The organism is Olivibacter jilunii (genome assembly GCF_900607235.1).
GTDB classification, from domain to species: domain Bacteria; phylum Bacteroidota; class Bacteroidia; order Sphingobacteriales; family Sphingobacteriaceae; genus Olivibacter; species Olivibacter oleidegradans.
Window position 1 is genome coordinate 192403 of sequence record NZ_LR027854.1, and the last position, 19106, is coordinate 211508.

At 39.5% G+C, this 19106-nt stretch carries 16 protein-coding genes; 8 read left to right on the forward strand and 8 right to left on the reverse strand.

Going from position 1 to position 19106, the window contains the following annotated elements; all coding sequences use genetic code 11:
• Positions 1 to 36 precede the first annotated feature (36 nt).
• The 3 genes from E0E36_RS20860 to E0E36_RS20870 form a co-directional block, all read right to left on the reverse strand.
• Positions 37 to 3327 (reverse strand): TonB-dependent receptor, encoded by a 3291-nt coding sequence (locus E0E36_RS20860; RefSeq protein ID WP_130857602.1) that lies wholly within the window; start codon positions 3325 to 3327, stop codon positions 37 to 39.
• 241 nt (positions 3328 to 3568) lie between these two features.
• Positions 3569 to 4720, reverse strand: a complete 1152-nt coding sequence (locus E0E36_RS20865) for a FecR family protein (RefSeq protein ID WP_130857603.1) — start codon at positions 4718 to 4720, stop codon at positions 3569 to 3571.
• 33 nt (positions 4721 to 4753) lie between these two features.
• Entirely contained in the window at positions 4754 to 5302 is a 549-nt protein-coding gene (locus E0E36_RS20870; RefSeq protein WP_157622239.1) for an RNA polymerase sigma-70 factor, read from the reverse strand.
• A 261-nt stretch (positions 5303 to 5563) separates the two neighbouring features.
• Here E0E36_RS20870 and E0E36_RS20875 point away from each other — a divergent pair, with 261 nt between their 5' ends.
• The 7 genes from E0E36_RS20875 to E0E36_RS20905 all read left to right on the forward strand — a co-directional run bounded on the left by E0E36_RS20875 (position 5564) and on the right by E0E36_RS20905 (position 13953).
• Positions 5564 to 6466, forward strand: coding sequence for a PfkB family carbohydrate kinase (locus E0E36_RS20875; protein WP_130857604.1), 903 nt, complete (start codon positions 5564 to 5566; stop codon positions 6464 to 6466).
• 5 nt (positions 6467 to 6471) lie between these two features.
• Entirely contained in the window at positions 6472 to 6984 is a 513-nt protein-coding gene (locus tag E0E36_RS20880; protein WP_130857605.1) for a C40 family peptidase, read from the forward strand.
• 122 nt (positions 6985 to 7106) lie between these two features.
• A complete protein-coding gene (locus tag E0E36_RS20885) occupies positions 7107 to 7706 on the forward strand; it encodes a TetR/AcrR family transcriptional regulator (protein WP_130857606.1) in 600 nt (199 codons plus the stop codon).
• Between the two features lie 101 nt (positions 7707 to 7807).
• Positions 7808 to 9025 (forward strand): efflux RND transporter periplasmic adaptor subunit, encoded by a 1218-nt coding sequence (locus E0E36_RS20890; protein WP_130857607.1) that lies wholly within the window; start codon positions 7808 to 7810, stop codon positions 9023 to 9025.
• A 2-nt stretch (positions 9026 to 9027) separates the two neighbouring features.
• Positions 9028 to 12225 carry an efflux RND transporter permease subunit gene (locus E0E36_RS20895; RefSeq protein WP_130857608.1) on the forward strand — a complete coding sequence of 1066 codons (3198 nt, stop codon included), beginning with the start codon at positions 9028 to 9030 and terminating at the stop codon, positions 12223 to 12225.
• Positions 12226 to 12255: 30 nt separating this feature from the next.
• Positions 12256 to 13671 (forward strand): efflux transporter outer membrane subunit, encoded by a 1416-nt coding sequence (locus E0E36_RS20900; RefSeq protein WP_130857609.1) that lies wholly within the window; start codon positions 12256 to 12258, stop codon positions 13669 to 13671.
• 51 nt (positions 13672 to 13722) lie between these two features.
• Positions 13723 to 13953 carry a 4a-hydroxytetrahydrobiopterin dehydratase gene (locus E0E36_RS20905; protein WP_130857610.1) on the forward strand — a complete coding sequence of 77 codons (231 nt, stop codon included), beginning with the start codon at positions 13723 to 13725 and terminating at the stop codon, positions 13951 to 13953.
• Between the two features lie 32 nt (positions 13954 to 13985).
• On the opposite strand, the gene E0E36_RS20910 is transcribed toward E0E36_RS20905, so the two are convergent.
• Genes E0E36_RS20910 through E0E36_RS20920 form a run of 3 tightly spaced genes read right to left on the reverse strand, consistent with a single transcriptional unit; the run spans position 13986 to position 16516 of the window.
• The gene (locus E0E36_RS20910; RefSeq protein WP_130857611.1) at positions 13986 to 14447 is read right to left on the reverse strand and encodes a GNAT family N-acetyltransferase; all 462 of its coding nucleotides are present in this window, start codon (positions 14445 to 14447) and stop codon (positions 13986 to 13988) included.
• 9 nt (positions 14448 to 14456) lie between these two features.
• Entirely contained in the window at positions 14457 to 16127 is a 1671-nt protein-coding gene (locus tag E0E36_RS20915) for an ArnT family glycosyltransferase (RefSeq protein WP_242627354.1), read from the reverse strand.
• A gap of 17 nt (positions 16128 to 16144) precedes the next feature.
• Positions 16145 to 16516, reverse strand: a complete 372-nt coding sequence (locus E0E36_RS20920; RefSeq protein ID WP_013666090.1) for a GtrA family protein — start codon at positions 16514 to 16516, stop codon at positions 16145 to 16147.
• A gap of 181 nt (positions 16517 to 16697) precedes the next feature.
• Here E0E36_RS20920 and E0E36_RS20925 point away from each other — a divergent pair, with 181 nt between their 5' ends.
• Positions 16698 to 17216: a GNAT family N-acetyltransferase gene (locus E0E36_RS20925; protein WP_013666089.1), complete on the forward strand. Its 519-nt coding sequence runs from the start codon at positions 16698 to 16700 to the stop codon at positions 17214 to 17216.
• Here the strand turns inward: E0E36_RS20925 and E0E36_RS20930 are convergent.
• Both E0E36_RS20930 and E0E36_RS20935 read right to left on the reverse strand, forming a co-directional pair.
• A complete protein-coding gene (locus E0E36_RS20930) occupies positions 17213 to 17533 on the reverse strand; it encodes a cupin domain-containing protein (protein ID WP_130857612.1) in 321 nt (106 codons plus the stop codon). The two genes, E0E36_RS20925 and E0E36_RS20930, sit on opposite strands and share 4 nt — an antisense overlap.
• 116 nt (positions 17534 to 17649) lie before the next feature.
• Positions 17650 to 19068 carry a glycoside hydrolase family 125 protein gene (locus E0E36_RS20935; RefSeq protein ID WP_013666087.1) on the reverse strand — a complete coding sequence of 473 codons (1419 nt, stop codon included), beginning with the start codon at positions 19066 to 19068 and terminating at the stop codon, positions 17650 to 17652.
• Positions 19069 to 19106: the final 38 nt, after the last annotated feature.

Sequence of the window (19106 nt, forward strand, 5' to 3'; positions counted from 1 at the left end):
TCCATAATTTTTGTTGGAACCTTAATATTTTGTTATTTAAAAACTTACTTTCAGCCCCATGGTATAGGTTTTTGCCACAGGGTAACTGGTTTGGTCTATACCCAATGTAGTGGGCGAATTAGCTGTTCGGCTACTTACTTCGGGATCATACCAGGAATAGTCGGTGATGGTAATTAAGTTTTGTCCGCTTACATATAATTGTAAAGATTTAATCTTGCTACTTTTCAACGGGACATCATAAGCCAACCGGATATTTTTAAACCGAATAAAGGAACCATCTTCTATAAAGCGGTTTGACTCCCGGAAGCTGGAACCAACGCTGATAGCTGGATATGGTGCATTTGGATTTGGATTTTCAGGTGTCCAGCGATTTAATATATCCGCGATCTGGTTTTCTCCGAAATTGAAAGAATTGGCCTGGTTTGACAGATTAAAGTTGAACAAATCGGCTCCTTGCACTCCCTGAATAAAGATATTCAATGAAAAATTTTTATAGCTTAGGTTGTTATTGAAGCCAAAAATAAAATCGGGATTGGGATCGCCTAGGATTGTTCTATCCTCATTGTTAATTACACCATTGCCATCCAAGTCCTTATATTGTATACGCCCCTGTTCATTCAAGCCATCTTCCAAGAACCCATAAAAAACACCCACCGGATAACCTTCCCGGATAAGATTGGGACTAATACTAAGTGGAATAGATAAACCGGATCCAAATACATCCGCATGATTAGCTAGTTCGATTACCTTATTTCGATTAGCTGAAAAATTAACAGAGGCGTCCCATTTAAAGGTTCCTCGGGATATATCGCCTCCCAACTCGAATTCAAGACCCTTGTTTCGAATACGACCAATGTTTTGCATTTGATTTTGATAACCCGTGGAGGTTGCTTGTGGGACGTTGGCTAACAAGTCTTTTGTGTTTTTTATATAGTAATCAACCGTTAGGCGCAAACGCTCGTCAAATAAGCCCAAATCAAAGCCAATATTACTTTGTGTGGTAGTTTCCCATTTTAAGTCCGGATTCGGCCGGGTATTTCCTGGTGCAAAGCCTGTGTTCAACGCATCTCCAAGAATAATATTAAAACCGGAAAGCACATTCAACGAGCCATAGGGAGAGATTGCGGTATTTCCCGACTGTCCCCAGCTGGCCCGTAGTTTTAAGTTGGAAATACTGTTGACATCGCTAAGAAATTCCTCTTCTTTCAATCGCCATCCAAAAGCCGCTGAAGGAAAATAACCCCATTGACTACCGGCCCCAAAACGAGAGGATCCGTCTGCCCTTATACTCGCAGTTAAAAGATACTTATTTTTATAAACATAATTTGCCCGAAATAAACCGGAAATCAACTTCCATTCGTCAATACCGGATGTTGGGGTAGCAATGACTGTTCCTGATCCAAGGTTATTATTTTGCAATATATCGGAAATAAAGCCACTAGCTCCCGATGAGTTCGTACTTGCCACCTCTGATTGATAAGTAACACCCGCCATTAAATCCAAGGAATGATCGTTAAATGTCTTTGCATAATTCAAAATATTCTCATTTAAGAAGTTTGTCCTTGTGAAATAATTGGTAGAAGCATTACCTGCCGGTGTTGACCTGATTAAGCGGGAAGAGTAATAGTCTCTTTTGGAATTGGCATAATCTACACCAGCAGAAACTTTTAGTGTCAACCCTTCTATAAAGGTATATTGTAGCCCGAGATTGGCTAACACGCCGCTTCCCGTTGTTCTGTCTACGCGTTCTTTGGCTAAAGCTACCGGATTCTCCGCCGCATTAGAGCTAAATGAATAAGGCACCACGTTGGAATAATTGCCATTTTCGTCATAAACAGGCACAGTAGGTGGTGCGACTAAAGCAGCGGAAACTACTCCGGACCCTCTTGATTGATTATCATTTGTGATGGCATTGTTAATGGTACGACTCAATATGGTACTTAAGTTTACTTTAAATTTGTCAGACACCTCCTGCTCTAAATTGGAACGCAGCGACCCTCTTTTATATCCTGAGTTGATAACAATACCATCCTGACCGAAATAACTTCCCGATACTGAATAGCGGGTCCTATCATTTCCGCCCGCGATATTGAGACTGTGATTTTGAATTGGAGCCGTACGAAAGATGGCATCCTGCCAATCGGTCCCTTCACCAAAACTATTGATTTGCTCTTGTGTAAAATATGGAGCAGCATTATCATTACGGGCCCGTTCGTTAGCGATTTCGGCAAACTGTCGGGCATTTAAAAGGTCTATTTTTTTTACCACATTTTGAAATCCGACATAACTGTTAAGTGTAACCTGATTAACATCTCTCTTTCCACTTTTAGTTGTAATAATAACCACCCCATTTGCTCCTCGAGAACCATAAATGGCCGTTGCAGACGCATCTTTCAATACTTCCATCGATTCAATATCCGATGGATCAAGAATAGTAGGACTACCTGAAAGTGCAAAACCGTCCACCACGTAAAGCGGTTCATTACTACCCAATAAGGAATTGCCTCCACGGATGCGTATATTCATACTGGCACCAGGTGCTCCTGAACTTTGCACTACTTGCACACCTGCACTTCTTCCCGTTAAGCTTTGCATGGCATTGGTTGACGGTAAGGCGGTAATGTCTTCTGACTTTACCGATGAAACGGATCCGGTTAAATCGCCTTTACGAACAGTGCCATATCCGACTACCACTACCTCATCCAAAGCTGCCTCTCGCGGTGTCATGGTAACCCGTATAGTTGATTTACCGGCGACGTTGATTTCCTGTGTGGCGTAACCCGTATACGAAAAAATCAGGGTCGCGTTCGAAGCAGCGCTGATCACAAAGTTGCCATCACTATCCGTAGAAGTACCTGTCGACGGACTACCTTTTGTTCGGACAGAAACACCTGGTAAAGCTTGTCCTTTTTCATCAAGCACTTTTCCTTTTACGGTATTCTGTTCTTGTTTGGAAGTGGCCATAAGCCCATTTGCTGAACTTTGCTTTTCCAATACAATCACCTTATTCCTTCTGATCTCATATTGAATTCCTCTGTCTTTAAACAGGTTCTCTAACACCGCATCTAATGGTAGATTGTTAAAATTAACCGATACTCGTTCTTTGTCGTTGAGTACTTCCTCACTGTAAAATACGGTTAAACCCGTCTGTTTTCTGATCGTGTTAAAGAGATCGGTTAGACTGATGCTCTCCTTTTTAATGCTTACCCTGTATTGAGCCAATAAAGGGGTCGCAAATAGTTCCATCTGAAATAGCAGGCCTGCAATCAACAAGCCTTTTGCTATAGATCGACAAAATCGGTTAAATTGATTTTTCTTTTGATACATGGTTTGATGTCTATAATGGTTTTTAGCTAATTCACTATAAACACACCAAGCATTTTAAAATGGGTGAAAGAAAATTAATTTTTTGTGTTAATGGGGAGTAGGTAGTTGGAAATAATGATCAGAAAATAAGAGCTATTCTCTATTAACAAACTCCCGTTTCACTTCGAAGATCGTTAAGTAGCGAAGTAGTTGAATGTAATAAAGTAATCTATCCTACTGCTTATCGCGTAAAGCCTATTGTTTAAAGTCTAAAATGTAAGGTACCATCTATTACCATAGCACGCACACCCGCTGTCGTATTCAAATCATGCAAAAAGCCCTTTAAATCTTTCTTATCAAGTAAACCACTAATACGAATATGTTTCAGTTCACCATTCTCAAAATTTACCGGTAAATCAAACCAACGATTGATCATTTCACTGATTTCCAACAAGGTGGTTCCATGAAAATAATAAACACCTTCTTTCCAACTCAGTACAGTAAGGGGATCAAATTTTTCCTGTGAAAAACCGCTCTTCTTACTATAGCGTCCGCTCAGTCCGGGAGAAAGTAATAAACTAGTACCATTTGGGCTTTCCATTTGCACCTTACCTTGGAGAAGAGCCGTTATGACATGATCTTCAGCATAGGCATTTAAATTGAATTTGGTGCCCAACACATTCACCTTTGCTTTATCTGTATGCACAATAAACGGCTGATCGGCCTTTTCGGCGATTTCGAAGTAAGCCTCACCTTTTAAATAGACTTCCCTGGAATTTCCGGAGAACGTCATTGGAAACTTTAACTCGGATGAAGAATTTAGCCAAACTTTTGTACCATCAGCCAGTACAAGTTTATAGTCTTTTGTTGGTGGTACCACTAAAGTATTTGTTTTACTGCCTGCGATATCTTTATTGTAAATCAACATTTCGCCTTCTTTCCGCACTTGTTGCCCTGCTACATTCAAGATGGTGTGACCATCATCCAACGTTACCACTTCTTCTTGGTCGCCCACCAATAACTGTACCTGATTCGTGTCCGCTTTCTGTTGTCCGCCATTTACTAACAAAGCGGCATCCATCTTGTCCTTATTAACTAGATATAAAGAGAAAAAAATACCACCAGCCAGCAGTAAAATGGCAGTCGCGGCATACGACAACCTTCTTCTTTTTGAAATCGAGATTGATTGCTCACTTAAATGAGTTCTCACCGTAGCTAAGTCTTTCGAAATATCTATTTTATCCGTAAATAGCCTCAGGCCATTCGTATCCAAATCATTTTCTAGCTTTTTCCATAATTCCAGGCTCTCCGGATGTTGCAATAGCTCCTCCTGTAACCAACGGTCGTCATCATCACTGATTACTCCCATTGTTTTCTCCACATAGAGCCTTCGTATATATTCTTCGCTTACCATTTTTTACTAATACACGGATAAAACAAATTCAGGTTAATATTTAGTAGTTTTTTTTAGTTTTTCACGCAAATTTTTTAAGCCGATTTTTAAATGAGTTTTCAACGAATTAATACTTATTCCCATTGTTTCGGCAACATCTTGGTATTTCTTATCGTGCAAATAAACCAAGCTGATGGCCTCTTTTCTTTGCCTTGGTAAGTCGTTCAGATTAGCTTCCAATTTTTTATAAATCTGCTCGAACATTTCCTTATCTTGCATCTGGTAATTGTCTTCACTCAGTTTCTCATAGTCTGATTGTTTTCGAGCTCTTGTTTCTGTATTCCGTAAATAGTTCAAACACCTATTATGTACTGCACGATAGAGATAGCTTTTAACATCGCCATTAAGCTTATCAAAACGCTTCTTTTCCCATAGTTCTATAAATAAATTCTGTACAATATCCTTCGACTCCTCTTCTTCCTTCAGGTACAAATAAGCATAGCCACAAAGTAGTTTGTAATACTTATGGAACAATTCGTCAAATGCCGTTGAATTCCGATTTCGAATCCCAACAAGCAGCTGCATGTCACTTTTTGCTTCCATCAAATTTGATTCGTTAGGCTTGGATTTAAGAAAGACCATCAAAATGGTTTATAACCTTGGCTTTATCTAGGACGAAACTAATGTTTTTTTTCCAATAAACAAACCGGAAATCGGTCGTTCGTTTATGGCTACACCCATCCGCTGTATTTACGTGTCAACTTATTTACCAAAAAAATAGCTGATTATTTTAGCGAATAATTACCTTTGTCAGCATTTGGAATTTGTCGAATGCTATTCCATACGAATAATTTGAGTGTAAACATGTTTGATATTTGTTGTATAGGGCATATTACTTTAGACAAGGTTGTTACGAGCAATGCTGCCAAAAATATGCCAGGAGGAACTTCCTTTTACTTTTCAAATGCCATTAGGAACATGGATATTGCCTTTTCATTGGTTACTGCCGTGGCTGATTCAGAGAAGTATATCGTCGATGCGCTGCAAGACAAAGGTTTGTCGATAAAAACCGTTCCGACGAAAAAGACTGTTTACTTTGAAAATATATACAATGAAAATCAGGATCATCGTACGCAACGAGTCTTACAGGAGGCCGATCCATTCACGGTTGAGCACTTAGTAGATGTAGAGGCTAAGATTTTCCACTTAGGCCCCTTACTAACGAATGATATCCCTGTAGAAGTCATCAAATTTCTTTCAAAAAAGGGAATGGTTTCCCTGGACGTTCAGGGTTATCTGCGCATCGTAAGAAATTACCAAGTTTACTATGCCGACTGGCGTGATAAGAAAGAGGCTCTTCCACACATAGATATTTTAAAAGCCAATGAATTTGAAATGGAAGCGCTTACAGGTACCTCAGATATCTATAGTGGCACAAAAATTTTGGCCGACCATGGTGTCAAAGAGGTGGTTATTACCTTAGGCAGTTTGGGATCGGTTCTTTACAAAGAAAATACATTTTATACCATTCCTGCATATGTTCCTTCTCAAGTAACGGATGCTACCGGATGTGGAGACACCTATATGGCCGGTTATTTATCCAAGAAAATTAAGGGAGGCACGTTGGAAGAGTCCGGAAAATTTGCTGCGGCTATGTCGACAATCAAAATTCAAGGTTCAGGACCTTTTATGGGAACTAGCGAAGAAATACAGCACGTGTTGACAAATAACAGACAGGTTTTTTATGACAGGCTACAATTTAGCTAGTTATTATGAACAAGCCTCTTTGTCTAACCATATTGCTAAGTTTCTCTTTGTGCCTTCCTTCTGAAGCAAGGCGAGGTGATAAAAAACAATCGGTCTACTCCTTTTACACCACACGCCAAGAAATAACACCCGCAGCTATCGTAGCTTTTGCCAAACAGTTTTTGGGCGTGCCTTATAGATTTGGCGGTAGCAGCCCACAAAAAGGTTTTGATTGTTCAGGTTTTGTCAATTATGTTTTTAGTAATTTCCACTTTCTTGTTCCTCGTAGCTCAGCTGCTTTTAACAGCAAGGGAAGACAAGTACCACTCACTGAAGCGCAAGCCGGTGATGTCATTTTATTTAGAGGTACTAATCCAAAGGTAAAGTCAATAGGTCACATAGGTATTGTCATATCCGATAAAGGGGAACCTCTACGTTTTATTCATGCCTCTTCAGGCAAGATACGTTGTGTAACGGAAACACTACTTGATAATCGCTATCAAAAACGATTTGTAAAAATTGTTCGTTTAATATTATAAAAATATGCTAAAATACTCTACAAATCAACACGTTATAATTAATGACAATTTCATGTCATTAAAATTCACAAATAATATCGAAGTTTGCCTAACACTGTTAAATAACTTTAGGGGGTTAAGACATGGGAAGTAAAGAGCGTATTCAGCGGTTGAAAGATGAAAATAGAGTAAAAATTCTTGACGCATCGCTCCAAATAGTTAAAGAAGAAGGATGGCAAGCGTTGAGTATGCGTAAAATCGCTGATATAATAGAGTATACAGCCCCAATGATATATGAATATTTTGCTAATAAAGAAGCTATCTTAACAGAACTTGCCGGTAGAGGGTATTTTATGTTAGCAAAAAGGGTAAGAGAAGCAAGGGATCAAGAAGTTGACTTAGGGAAACAGATTGAAGCCATGTGGCTAACATACTGGGATTTTGCTTTTGAGGAGAAAGAGCTTTATCAGCTTATGTACGGGGTTGGAACCCAATGTTGCGAAATGGAAAAGACGTTTCGATGTTTCGACTCACATGCGGTTCTCATCAGTGATGTTATCAAAGAGATCATGAAAGCGAAACAACCTGATGACGACATGGTTTGCAGAAAATATTTTACCTATTGGTCTATTATACATGGTTTGATTTCTATTAATATGGTAAATAAAGGAAATGGAGAAGAAACAAATCAACAAGTTCTTAAAGATGCCATATATGGCATAACCCGATCGTTAGTCGATTAATTTTTTTTACTCATTAAATAACAATCGTAAATCATTTAACACTGTTAAAAAGGAGAAAGCACTCTCCGGACATTTGTAAATATTATACATATATAAATAAAATGAAACATCTATTTTCCACCATGACGTTTGAAACTTTTAACCCGTTATTTAACGTTGTTAAGTTATTTAATAACGTAAATAGACTTGCCATCATAGCATCATCTATTTTTTTATATAGTTGTTCTTCCGGACAGCAACAACAAGGGGCTCCGCCTCCTCCATCGTTGCCTGTAATTACTATTAATTCTGGTGAAGAGACCGTTTTTCAGGAATATCCTGCTTCTATTGAAGGAACCGTCAACGTAGAGGTACGGCCTCAAGTAGAAGGAACGCTTGACGCGATTTATGTAGATGAAGGTGCAAAAGTGAAAAAGGGGCAACCGCTATTTAAGATCAACGATCGCCCTTATCGTGAACAATTGAATCAGGCCATAGCTAATCTTCATGCCGCAGAAGCCGCTTTGGAAAATGCAGAACTCGAGGTTGAGAAAAAAACCAGATTAGTCAACAACAAAGTATTAGCAGATTTTCAATTGAAAACAGCCATTGCTGCCAGAAATGGTGCTAAAGCCAATTTACAGCAAGCAAAGGCCGGGGTAGAAAGCGCAAAAATTAATTTGGGATATACGCTTATTACCGCTCCTGTTGAAGGTTACATCGGACGTTTGTTAAAAAAACAAGGAAGCTTGGTAAGTCCGGCGGATGCACAGGCGCTTACTGAATTATCCGATATCCACGAGCTTCATGTATATTTCGCTTTAGGCGAGAACGATTTTGTAGACTTTAAAAACAATTTCGAAGGTGTTACATTGGAAGAAAAGATAAAGAACTTGCCTCCTGTAACCCTTGTATTATCTGATCAGACAGCCTATGGGCAGCCAGGAAAAATCGATATGGTAGACGGCCAGTTCGATAAAAACACGGGAGCTATTACCTTAAGGGCGACCTTCCCAAATAAAGAAGGATTACTTCGTTCAGGAAATACCGGTAAAATTCGATTAGGTAAACAGCATTCCAAAGTATTGCTGGTGCCACAAATGGCGACCTTGGAAATGCAGGATAAAATTTTCGTCTACACCGTGAACGATAGTAACAAAGTGAACAAACAGGCCATTCAGGTGGTAGGTAAGAGCGGTGCCAACTATCTCGTAAAAAGCGGCCTTAAAAACGGCCAAAACATTGTATACAAAGGCATGGACTTATTACAGGAGGGACAAGTGATCGCCCCTCAGAAATTGAGTGCAGACAGTCTTAAGTTAACAGCATATAACAAATAATCATGTTAAAGAGATTTATTGAAAGACCGGTATTAGCTACGGTTATATCCATACTACTCGTAATTCTTGGAATAATCGGGATTGTGAAACTCCCTTTGCAACAGTTTCCCGATATTGCTCCACCTGCCGTACAGGTAACGGCCCTTTATCCCGGCGCCAATGCCGAAACAGTTCTTCGGGCAGTGGCCCCTTCGTTGGAAGAATCGATCAATGGTGTCGAAAATATGAGCTACATGAGCTCAACTGCCAGCAATGACGGATCGTTAATGATTACCGTATATTTTAAACTAGGTACTGATCCGGATCAAGCAGCCGTCAATGTTCAAAACAGGGTTGCACAGGCCACCAGTCAATTACCGGCTGAAGTTGTTCAAGCAGGTATTACCACGGCGAAGCAGCAGAACAGTTTAATCATGGTGTTAGACCTTTATACAGAGGATGAAGGGACCTATGACCAAACGTTTATGACGAACTATGCGCAGATCAATATTATCCCGGAATTAAAACGTATACCTGGCGTAGGTCAGGCCTTAGTATTCGGTGGTAGTAAAGATTATTCGATGCGTGTTTGGCTGAATCCAAATCAAATGGCCAGTTACAAGCTGACGCCCGCTGAAGTGATGGCTGCTATACAGGATAAGAACGTGGAAGCTGCACCGGGAAAATTTGGTGAAAGTAGCAGCGAAGCCTTTGAATTCGTTATAAAATATAAAGGTAAGCTCAATCAACCTAGCGATTATGAGAATATCATTATACGCGCTAATGCAGATGGTTCTGTGCTCAGACTTAAAGATGTAGCACGAATTGAACTAGGTGCATATACTTATGCCAGCCATACACGTATTAACGGAAAAGCAGGCCTCAATATCGGTGTGATGCAATTGGCAGGCTCTAATGCCAACGAAATACAGATCGCCATTCAAGAATTTATGGAGAAAGCGGCAAAAGATTTTCCTAAAGGCGTGAAGTATTTGGTACTGTACAACACAAAGGATTCATTGGATCAATCCATCGATCAGGTGAAACATACACTGATCGAAGCGTTTGTTTTGGTGTTCTTAGTGGTTTTTATCTTCTTACAGGATTTTAGATCGACGCTTATTCCTGCTATTGCAGTACCGGTAGCTATTATCGGAACGTTCTTCTTCATGCAGTTATTCGGCTTCTCCATTAATCTACTGACACTCTTTGCGCTGGTGCTTGCAATCGGGATTGTGGTGGATGATGCGATTGTAGTGGTAGAAGCTGTCCATGCGAAAATGGAGCACCAGCATTTACCACCCAAAATAGCCACCACCTCCGCGATGAGTGAGATTACGGGAGCCATCATATCGATTACATTAGTAATGTCTGCGGTATTTTTACCTATTGGTTTTATGGAGGGGTCAACCGGCGTATTCTATAGGCAATTTGCCTTCACATTAGCGATTGCTATCGTGCTATCCGCAATTAATGCCTTAACACTTAGCCCTGCTTTATGTGCGCTTTTCTTGAAGGATACAACTCATCACGGAGAGAAGAAACAACAACTAAGCTTCAAAGATAAATTCTTTGTAGGCTTCAATACTAGCTTTGACAGACTAACGAAAAATTACGTTGGTAGTTTACGTTTTTTGGTGCGTTATAAATGGTTTAGTATGGCGGGTTTAGCAGCGCTTTTGGTAGTAACCATTTTCATGATTAGAAGAACACCTACAGGATTTATACCTTCAGAAGATCAAGGATTTATAGCCATCTCCCTTTCTATGCCTGTAGGTGCTTCTTTAGAACGTACTACAAATGCTTTGAAAGAAGCTGAGCAGCACTTGCAAAATACACCCTTTACAAAGACGCTTAATATCATTTCAGGATTTAATATCTTAACCCAAGCAACAAGTCCGTCTTCAGGAGTTGCTTTTATTTTGTTAAAGCCCCATGAAGAGCGCGGACAAGTAAAGGATATCAATGACATTATGGGCGTAGTTAGTCAAAAACTAGCTGCTATAAAAGGTGCTAACTTCTTCGTATTTACTTTTCCTACCGTTCCCGGTTTCAGTAATGTTGACGGTTTGGACATGGTACTACAAGACCGGACAGGAGGCAAATTAGACAAATTCGGTCAAGTAGGACAAACCTTTATCGGAGAGTTGATGAAACGTCCGGAAATCATGGTTGCCTTTACTACTTTCCGCGCCGATTACCCACAATATGAACTGCAAGTGGACGATGTAAAGGCCGAACAATTAAGCGTGAGCACGAGAGATATCTTGCAAACCATGCAGGCCTATTTCGGAAGCTCACAGGCATCCGACTTCAATCGATTTGGAAAATATTACCGTGTTATGGTTCAGGCCGATAAAACTGAAAGAGCAGAACCTTCATCTATGGACGGAATTTTTGTAAAGAACAGAATGGGTGAAATGGTGCCGATTAATACCTTGGTTAAATTGAACAGGGTATACGGACCGGAAACTGCTTCTCGTTACAACTTATTTAATTCCATCGGTATTAATGCTATGCCGAATCCCGGCTTCAGTTCCGGTGATGCTATTAGAGCAGTAGAAGAAGTGGCTAAACAGTATCTTCCTTCCGGTTTTTCCTATGAGTTTTCAGGGATGACCAAAGAGGAAATAACATCCGGAGGACAGTCTACCATTATTTTCCTTTTATGTTTGGTGTTTGTATATTTCTTACTTGCCGCCCAATATGAAAGTTATATCCTTCCTCTAGCTGTTATTTTATCGATTCCTACAGGTATTTTTGGTGTATTTGCAGCGATTGGTATGACTGGTATCGCTAACAATATTTATGTACAGGTAGCTTTGGTTATGCTTATCGGTTTATTGGCCAAAAACGCCATATTGATTGTGGAGTTCGCCGTACAAGGCCGTAAAACAGGTAAACCAATCGGCCAGGCAGCTTTAGAAGCTGCTCAATTAAGGTTGAGGCCTATTATCATGACCTCACTAGCCTTCGTAGTCGGTATGATACCGATGATGAGTGCGAATGGACCTTCAGCTCAGGGAAATCACTCAATCAGTATCGGCGCGGCCGGCGGGATGTTGTCAGGCGTTATCTTGGGACTCTTTATTATTCCCGTCCTCTTCATTGTCTTCCAAGCTTTGCAAGAGCGAGTATCGGGCAAGCCAAGCGTCATACCACGTGACTCGAATGATCAGCAGAATAAGGAAGCAGTAGCCGATACCATTCCTTTAAGTTAATAATCATAAAGGATAACAATATTCTAAACAATGAACAGTAAATCAAATCTCCTTATAATTCTTGTTTTGCAGGCATTCTTCTTCGCCTGCAAAACAACGGACAAGGCCATTCAAACCGAAGCCCCCGTCCCTGCCAACTTCCGAAATGCTGAAGTGCCATCGGATGATTCAACCAGTATAGCTTTCATTCCATGGCGTGATTTTTTTAATGATGTGACTTTGCAGACGTTAATTGATACGGCTATCGCCCACAATATGGACTTGCAGTTGGCCATAAAAAATATCGATGCCGCGCAGGCTACGTTGAAGCAAGCAAAAGCTGGATATATACCGAATGTTAGTCTACAGGTGGGTGCCAACAGTACCAATCCATCTAACAACAGCTTAAATGGCGTCAGCTTGAATCAGTTTCTGAAAACTAACCATATAGAGGATTATAATGCGACGCTAGCACTCTCATGGGAAGCTGATATATGGGGCAAAATAAAGAACCAAAAAGCGGAAGCCCTTGCATCTTATCTGCAAACAGAGGAGGCGAAAAAAGCGGTTCAAACACAAATTGTTTCTTATGTAGCACAGGGCTATTATAACTTGCTTATGTTGCAGGAACAATTAAAAATTGCACGGCAAAATCTTGCCTTGAACGATAGTACCTTAAATATTATCAAACAGCAATACGATGTAGGCGAGATTACGCTTTTAGGCTTAGAACAGGCAGAAGCACAGCGCTTAGCGGCAGCGTCATTGATTCCCGATTTTGAACAACAGATTAATATACAGGAAAACGCGCTGAGCATTTTAAGTGGTAAACTACCGGAAGGTATAGCTACGCAAAGTACCTTGGACGATATCCAAATTCCGGAAAAAATCAATACCGGCGTCCCTTCCCTATTGCTAAGTAGACGGCCGGATGTGAAGCAAGCAGAATTGGCCGTTATGGCCGCACGTGCCAACCAACGGTATGCAAGAGCAAGTATGTATCCCTCGTTAACGATTAGTGCACAAGCGGGTGTTAACTCCTTTAAAGCGAGTAATTGGTTTAATATTCCAGCATCTGTTTTTGGAACAGTTGCCGGTGGAATTGCGCAACCAATCTTACAACGGCGACAGCTAAAAACAAATTACGAGTTGGCCGCTATTAATCATGAGAAAAGCGTTATCCAGTTTAGACAATCAGTGATTACCGCAGTAGGAGAAGTTTCCGATGCACTGATTGCACTCAACAAGCTGCAAGAAAAGCAATCCATTGCCTTGAATCGTACTAATAAACTACAAAGCGCCATTCACAATGCAGACTTATTATTCAATACAGGCATGGCAAACTATCTTGAGGTTATTACCGCTCAAAGTAATGTGCTACAAAGCGAACTTGAACTAGCACAAATAAAAAAGGCTCAATTAGTTGCGATGGTAGAGCTATATCGATCTTTAGGTGGTGGGTGGTAATTAGCCAAACAAAACATCAATTCGGATTGTTTATCAGCTAAAACGTTGATTATGTGGAAAGAAGAAAACAATAGTTTATATAAACGGTTCGAGTTTAAAGACTTTTCGGATGCCTTTGCTTTTATGACAAAGGTAGCTTTGCTTGCAGAATCGTCCAACCATCATCCGAAATGGACCAACGAATGGAATAAAGTTGAAATTTGGCTTTCAACACATGATCAAGGAAATGTTATAACTGAAAAAGATCGGAAATTGGCCGCAGCAATTGATAAGGTTGTTTAGATAAAGGATGCCTACGCTATTGTAGGCATCCTTTATAGCGTTAAACGCAGTATTAACATATCCTTATGTTGTAGCCCATCTTCAAAAATTGGTTCACTATAGTTATCTAAGAAAAAGTTTGTTTTAATTTGGTCTACCCTAAAACCAAATTTTTGATAGAATTTCAGTTGATATCCAAAAGACCCTGTCCCTACTTCCAATACATTGGCTTGCTTATTTTTTAAAATTTCTATAAGCGAGTTTAAAATTTGGCTCCCATATCCCCTATTTTGGTACGCAGGAAAAACTGCTATATTCATAAGTTCATAAACTTCCGAATCTTGTGATTTTATGACCGCTACACCTATGACAACTTCATTACACCGGGCAATATAACAATCGCTGTCGTATAGATACTTTTCAATTGCTGACTTACTTGGATCTGCCAGCATTAGCAGGTCCCAAGGATAATTGCCATTTACAACAGTCAATTCTACAAACATATTGGTATCCATAAAGCAAACTTACTGAATCTTGCGAAGTTCCACCAAGGAAAAGCTCGTTAACGTCTTTTCCCTTGTTTTGTGATTGAGAAAACCCCATTTCAATTTCGTGATATGATAATCGCTGAAATTCTTGAGTATCTTAACCTGGTATTTTGATGTCAAATCGGGTACATTAGTAGTAGGAAGAAAAACGATTTGCTTATTGTCGCTTTTCGATTTAAGCTGGGAAATATCGTCTACATATTCCACTTTAGTAGGTGCATAAAAATCGAAGGAAAAGCGATGTCCAAGGTAACTTTTCACTGGCCCATTTGGATGATGATTTTGCAACCATCTACCAGCGACCATACCCGCTTGATAACGCAATAAAGTCGGATAAAAAAAAGCATAAGCAAATAGCATAAAGATGACCGCTGACACGGCACTTAGACAAACTAAGTTCCGTACACTAACCCGAAAAAACAGGATATAGGCAATCGTTCCGGTAAGCAGAGCTAAAACAACAAATAAGAACTTAAATGGCACGTCGAACACGAATGCAATCATGATTAAAAGCACTAATACTAAGACAAAAATGACCTGTTGTATGATAGAAATTGCTTTCAGTTTCTTGTGCTTCAAGGAAGATAAATAAGAAGCAGTAAAGAGTGCGAAATGAGGAAAAACAATAATGATATAATGCGGCAATTGAAACTCAGAAAAAGAAAAAAGAAGAAAAGCTACGAGCGCATTGCTGTTAATTATTAAAGTAGTCGCTTTCTTTTTTCCTATAATTGACCGCTTCTTCAGCTTGTTAAACACCGCTATATAAAAGATCACGCTCCAAGGTAAAAAGGCCCATAAAGTAGTATGGAGAAAAAAACTGACATCCCCCTTCCCTTTTATAGGCCCTGTATTAAAAAACCGTCCAAACTGACTATCCCAAAAGAAAAAGCGGATACCTGAAACATTTTGTTGATTAAAGATCACTTTCTCAGGATGCATGTCGAATTGAATGTACAGCGCGTATAGTTCGGGTAGGATGAAAATGCCAACTAAAAGAAGCGCGAGCCACCATTTTAGTTTGATGAATTCTCGATATTGTTTGGTAATTATCCAATAACATATAAAACCTGATAAAACAGGAATGATTACAAAAATGCCCTTTACCATAATACCGCAAGCCAAAAAGAACGAACCGGGAATGACATGATAAGATAACGAGCGATAAGCTATGTAATAATGAAAAACTGCCGCTAAGGTAAACGTAGTTAAGTAAATCTCTGCTCTTACATCAAAATTTGATATGACAACGTGAAAGGCGGTCATGAACATAACGACTGCAATTAGGGCAATCCTTCTCTTATAAAGTTTTGACCCCAGTAAATATAGGTAATAAGAACCAAGCCACCCGAAGAGCAAAGAAGGAAGCTTATAAGCAAATCCACTTATTCCCAGCAGTTTAAAAGAGCTGGCAGCTAACCAAAAAGTAAGATGTGGTTTATCGAGCCAATCCTGTCCCCTAACATATAAATTCAACCAATCATTATAAAGAAGCATATTTTTGGCAATGGATGCATAAAGCGCTCCATCCGGCTCCATCACACCTCCAAATAAACTAAAAATGCTTATAAATGCGATAATCCATATTACAATATAGTAGGCTTTTTCTTCCAGATTAGTCGATCCACGCTGATATATATGCATCATTGACACTATTTAAAAGTCTATTGATCTTTGAATGTTATGAAATTATTTACCAAAAAATTCCATATAAATACCAACCCGATAGCTAGGCACTTGCTGAGATAGAAGTTGAGCTTGCAGTAATGAACAAAACAGAATAGAAGAAACGTGTTTAAAGCTAATCCCACCAAGCTGAAAAAAATAAAATAGCCGAATTGCAAGCTCACACTGCTTTTATTATTAAATGTCCAAAATTTATTAAGGTAAAAATTATTCAGCACAGCCATCGAAAAACCAATACCGTTGGCCGCATACTGATTCAATCCGATCTGTTCTCTAAAGAACCAAGTAAACAAAAAGTCTATAGTGAACCCAACACCACCTGCTATGGCAAACTTTGTAACTTTCCACATCTTATTATCTTATAAAAGAAAGAATTATGGATTAAAAAGTATTAAGAAAAACGGTTAAAGTACAAAACATAATGAAATGATAACGTGCATTTAACATTCGGATTACTTTCGACCAGGTGTTTCTTTAAGATATGACTATTAACCGCATTTTACTTATTTTTGCGGGGCGAAAAAGACCCACATGTTACATATTACGAAAGCAAAAATCGACGATATCCATATAATTCAAGAGATCGCTCATAAAACTTGGCCGATAACCTTCGGTAGCATTCTTTCTTTTGAGCAAATAAGTTACATGCTCGAAATGATGTATAGTACAACATCGTTATTACGGCAAATGACTGAACTGAATCATCATTTTTTATTAGCAGCTGAAGAAAACGAGTGTCTAGGTTTTATTTCTTATGAATCAGCTTACAAAAATGCGCTACAAACCAAAATCCATAAGATCTACATCTTACCGGAAGCACAAGGCAAAGGTGTTGGAAAAAAACTAATGAGGGCTGTAGAAGAAATAGCGCTAAACAAGGGCGATAAAAGATTATTACTTAATGTCAACAAGCACAATGAAGCGGAAAAATTTTATGCACGATTAGGTTTTGAACTAATTGGGACGGAAGACATAGACATCGGTTCCGGATATTTAATGGAAGACAAAATCATGAGCAAAAAATTAAAGGGGGATAACGAAACTTTTTAAAGAAAATCTTCCCTCAATGGCGTAAAGACATCCAGTAACTCACCTTCTTCCAAACATTTGCAGCCGTGTAAAACATTTGATGGCATTAGACAAGTATCACCTGCTTCGATGACTTTCTTTTCATTTCCGATATTAAACTCAAATTTCCCGCTGATAACAAAAGTAGATTGTGTGTGGATATGCTGGTGAACGGTACCAATAGCTCCTTTTGCAAAACGTACGCGAACCATCATCATTTTGCTATTATAGGACAGAATTTTCCGGAAGATTCCGTCTCCTACCTCCTTCCAATCATTTTTTTTACTAAAATCGAACATTACAGTTAACAATGGGATATGCCAAAATAAGTAATTTAATTGTATACTAAAAATGTTTTAGTTGTTACAGAAACAACTAAAACATTTTAGTTACAACAAAAAAAGAGAGTTGAACCTTAGCTCAACAAGCTTTTTTTACGCTCAAAGGTTTCCCATAACAATTCGCCAAACAAAGTGTTTGTCCAAGCGAACCACGAGCGGGTGAATTTTTTAGGGTCATCTTTGTGGTATGACTCGTGCATGAAACCAGTGCCTCCATGGCACTTTTGTAGTGTTTGGATGCAGGCTTTAATCTCTTTGTCATCAGAGCTCGTCAACGCACGCATCACAATACTCATTGGCCAGATCATATCTTTACCGATGTGTGGTCCTCCCACTCCTTCTCCTGCACTTCCTTTATAAAAGAAAGGGTTATCAGAAGACAGAATAAACTTACGCGTATTCACATAACGTGGGTCATCCGCTTTCACCGCACCCAAATAAGGTAAGGACAAAAGGCTCGGAATATTAGAATCATCCATTAATAAATGTCCTCCGTAACCATCTGTTTCAAACACGAATATTTCGCCATATTTTGGATGCTTCGTAGTTGCATGTTTAGCTAAAGCGTCTTCTACTTCCTGTGCAAGTGTTGTCAGCTCTTTGGCTAAAATGTTATCGTTATGAATCGCCTTTAACATCTCTGCCGCCTGACGCAAAGAGACCACAGCGAAGAAATTAGACGGGATTAAAAAGGAAAGTACAGTTGCATCGTCACTCGGACGAAACGATGAACAGATTAGTCCAACAGGATTTACCGGATATCCATAGCCGTCCATAGGTAGGGTGTCTGTAGCACGGCCTGTTACCCTTTCAAAATGATAAGGACTTGTTCCATCTTTTCGTTGTTGTTCTTTAAAGGTTTTTAGAATATTCTGTATAGCCTGTTTCCACGTATCATTAAACGGTTTGGTGTCTTTTGTAGCTTTCCAGTAGTGATACGCTAAACGAATGGGATAGCAAAGCGAATCGATTTCCCACTTGCGTTCATGTACCCCTGGCTTCATATCAGTTTTATCCTTTGCCCACTCGCCAACTTTTTCGGGATCGTCGTAAAACGCATTAGCGTATGGATCTTTTAAAATGTAGTGACTTTGTCTGTTGATCACGCCGGCGATAAGATCAGCCAATGGCTTATCATCTTTCACCAGTGCTAAATATGGCCATACTTGGGCACTGCTATCCCTAAGCCACATCGCGTCGATATCCCCGGTTATAACGTATGTATCAGGTATTCCGTCGATCGACTGAAAAAACACTGTGGTATCCAAGGTGTTAGGAAAACAATTTCCGAAAAGCCAAGCAAGCTCCTTGTTTTTCACTTTATTCTGAAAAGTTTTTATCACCTTTTCAACAGCTTCACTGGTAAAATTGCGCATATTTTCTGCCACCCTTACTTCCGGAAAATTCTCGGACTGCGCAAAAGCAAGGTTATTACTTAAGTAGTAACCAGCACCAAGGGCCATGGTACTTTTGATAAAACTTCTTCTTTCCATTGTATATGATAGAATTTATAAATTATTTCGATCCACAC